This window comes from Saliniramus sp. (genome assembly GCF_035311605.1).
Lineage (GTDB): Bacteria > Pseudomonadota > Alphaproteobacteria > Rhizobiales > Beijerinckiaceae > Saliniramus.
Genome location: NZ_DATGCW010000339.1, coordinates 1 through 3,392, shown reverse-complemented (window position 1 = coordinate 3,392; position 3,392 = coordinate 1). Strand labels below are relative to the sequence as shown.

Below are 3,392 nucleotides of genomic sequence, written 5' to 3'. Positions count from 1 at the left end.
TGCCCTTGGAGATGATCCGGCTGGTGGTGTTCTTGCCCAGATGGATCATCTTGGTGCCGGAATCGATCTGCTGGCGCCCGTTCGAGACCGCGATCGAATAGAACTCACCGCGCGAACCGTCACCGCGCAGGATGCAGGACGGGTATTTCCAGGTGATGGCGGAGCCGGTCTCGACCTGAGTCCAGGTGATGACCGAGTTCTTGCCCCGGCAATCGCCGCGCTTGGTGACGAAGTTGTAGATCCCGCCCTTGCCCTCGGCATCGCCGGGATACCAGTTCTGCACGGTGGAATATTTGATCTCCGCTTCATCGAGCGTCACGAGTTCGACCACGGCGGCGTGAAGCTGGTTCTCGTCGCGCTGGGGTGCCGTGCAGCCTTCGAGATAGCTGACATAGGCGCCCTCGTCGGCGATGATCAGCGTGCGCTCGAACTGGCCGGTATTCTTCTCGTTGATGCGGAAATAGGTCGAGAGTTCCATCGGGCAGCGCACGCCCGGCGGCACATAGACGAACGACCCGTCGGTGAAGACGGCGGAGTTCAGCGCGGCATAGTAGTTGTCGCTCTTGGGCACGACGGTGCCGAGATACTTCTTCACCAGCTCGGGGTATTCCCGAACGGCTTCCGAGATCGAGCAGAAGATCACGCCCGCATCGGCCAGTTCCTTCTTGAAGGTCGTGGCGACGGAGACGGAATCGAACACCGCGTCGACCGCGACCCGGTTCTCCGGGGCGATGCCGGCGAGCATTTCCTGCTCACGCAGCGGAATGCCCAGCTTCTCGTAGGTCTTGAGGATCTCAGGATCGACCTCGTCGAGCGACTTCGGCGCCTCGTTCGACTTCGGAGCGGCGTAATAGTAGATATCGTTGAAATCTATCTTGGGATAGCTGACGCGCGCCCAGTCCGGCTCCTGCATGGTCAGCCAGCGGCGATAGGCGTCGAGACGCCATTCCAGCATCCATTCCGGCTCTTCCTTCTTGGCCGAAATGAAGCGGATGATGTCTTCGCTCAAGCCCTTGGGGGCCTTCTCCATCTCGATGATGGTCTCGAAGCCATACTTGTACTGATCGACGTCGATTTCCTTAACGCGATCGATCGTTTCCTGCACTGCAGGCATGTCACCCTCCTCTCACGGCTTCAAGGGCCGCGGACTGGCCGTTGAACAACCTATCGACACACGGCTTATGCCGCGCATTCCGAATTTTGGTTTCGATTCGAAAGTAGTCTCGCAAAAGCCGCTGTGAAGTGTGTCACCGCGTCTTTTTGCGTCTCCCACCCGAAACTCAACCGCAACGCAGCTTCCGACAGCGCGGGAGCAACTCCCATCGCCTCCAGAACATGCGAAGATTTCACCTTGCCCGAGGAACAGGCGGAGCCCGAGGAGAGCGCCGCGCCGTTCAGATCGAGCGCGATCAGCGCCGTCTCGGCCCGCTTGCCGGGGACGGCGAAGAGAATGGTATTGGGCAGGCGCGGCGCAGCTTCGCAGAAGATCACCGCATCCGGGCAGTTTTCACGGATCGCCGTCTCGAACTCCGCCCGCAGATCCCGCAGCCGGGACTCCTCTTCGCCCAGCGCTTCGCCCGCCACCCGCGCTGCCTCGCCGAAGGCCGCGATGCCCGCGACATTCTCCGTACCGGCGCGCCAGTTGCGCTCCTGCCCGCCGCCGCGCACCAGGCGGTCGAGCACATAGCCCTCGCCGGCGAGAACCAGCGCACCGACACCCTGCGGACCGCCGAGCTTGTGGGCCGAAAGCGTCAGGGCGTCAACGCCGAGCGCTTCGATATCGACCCCGATCTTGCCCGCCGCCTGCACCGCGTCGCAATGCATCAGCCCGCCCACCGCGCGCACCAGCGAAGCCGCCTCGCCGACCGGCTGGATCGCACCGGTTTCGTTGTTGGCGAGCTGGATCGAGACCAGCACCGGCGCGCCGGCGAGATCGGCCAGCCGCGCTTCCAGCCATGCGAGATCGACGAGACCGTCGGCGCGAAGCGGGATGTGCTCCACGGCCTGCGAATCGAAGCGATGCCCTTCGAGCACGCAGGGATGTTCCCCGGCGCCGACGAGAAGCGTCTGCGCGGGCGCACCGTCGACGCGCCGAAAGCCCGGCGCCAGCACCAGATTGTTGGCCTCGGAGCCCGATCCCGTGAAAATGACGTTCTTCCCCCGCCCGCCGACCAGATCCGCGATGCGGTCGCGCGCCGTCTCGATGATCCCCCGCGCCGCGCGCCCCTCGCGATGCACGGAAGAGGCATTCCCGACATCGCCCAGGACACGCACGAGCATATCCCGCGCCTGCGCCCGCATCGGGGCCGTGGCGTTGTAATCGAGATAGGTGCGGTTGGCTGTGTTCATACCGAGCCGATGGCTCCTTGCTATCAGAGGCTGTCAAAGATGCGAAAAACGCGTTTCGCATCACGAAATTCTTGCATTTGCCCCCGCTTGCCATGCTAAGGACCGCTCACCACATAATGGTGACGCGATCCGGGAGCGAACCCAGTTTGGAATCATTCTAGTCGCTTAGAACAATTCTAAGGCGGATTTAGGGAGCCTCCCGGTCGGAAGTCAAGGCTTCGCAGGGCAATCCGGCAGTTTTTATACGCGCTTTTGCGTATGTCGCACAGGAAAGCGCTGACGAAAGTGTTTGGTGTAGCCACGACGCCCGGCGATGCGGCTGCGCTGCACGGCGTTCAAAGAGGAATATGCATGCCTGAGGTGATCTTCGCCGGCCCCGCCGGTCGACTGGAGGGGCGATACCAGCCCGCCAAGAAGAAAAACGCACCGATCGCCATCGTGCTTCATCCCCACCCGCAATTCGGCGGGACGATGAACAACCAGATCGTCTACAATCTGTTCTACGATTTCGTGGATCGCGGCTTTTCGGTTCTGCGCTTCAATTCGCGCGGTGTCGGGCGTTCACAGGGTGCCTTCGATCACGGTGCCGGCGAGTTGTCGGATGCGGCGGCGGCGCTCGACTGGGCGCAGACCATGAACCCGGATGCCCGCGCCTGCTGGATCGCCGGTGTGAGCTTCGGCGCCTGGATCGGCATGCAGCTCCTGATGCGCCGTCCGGAGATCGAGGGCTTCATCTCGATCGGCGCCATGGCCAATCGCTACGATTTCTCGTTCCTAGCCCCCTGCCCCTCCTCCGGCCTTTTCGTCCACGGCTCGGAGGACCGGGTCTCGCCGGTCAAGGAAGTGATGAGCGTTATCGAGAAAGTGAAGACGCAAAAGGGCATCAAGATCGAGCATACCGTCGTGGAAGGCGCAAACCACTTCTTCGACGGCAAGGTCGATGATCTGATGGTGCAGGTCGGCGCCTATCTCGACGGTCGTCTCGGTCACAAGCCGGCAAGCAGAAGCGAGGCGCCCGTCGAAAGCCAGGAGGCCCCGGCGGC

The 3,392-nt window shown here is 62.6% G+C and carries 3 protein-coding genes; 1 reads left to right on the top strand and 2 read right to left on the bottom strand.

Annotation, left to right across the window (positions count from 1 at the left end; all coding sequences use genetic code 11):
- Together sufB and VKP01_RS15040 are read right to left on the bottom strand one after the other, a co-directional pair.
- The coding region (sufB, locus tag VKP01_RS15045; RefSeq protein ID WP_324413699.1) for a Fe-S cluster assembly protein SufB at positions 1 to 1,114 on the bottom strand (1,114 nt) is incomplete at its 3' end.
- 65 nt (positions 1,115 to 1,179) lie between these two features.
- On the bottom strand, positions 1,180 to 2,349 hold the full coding sequence (locus VKP01_RS15040; protein WP_324413697.1) for a cysteine desulfurase family protein: 1,170 nt from the start codon (positions 2,347 to 2,349) through the stop codon (positions 1,180 to 1,182).
- 351 nt (positions 2,350 to 2,700) lie between these two features.
- Here VKP01_RS15040 and VKP01_RS15035 point away from each other — a divergent pair.
- On the top strand, positions 2,701 to 3,392 hold a 692-nt coding region (locus tag VKP01_RS15035; protein ID WP_324413695.1), incomplete at its 3' end, for an alpha/beta hydrolase.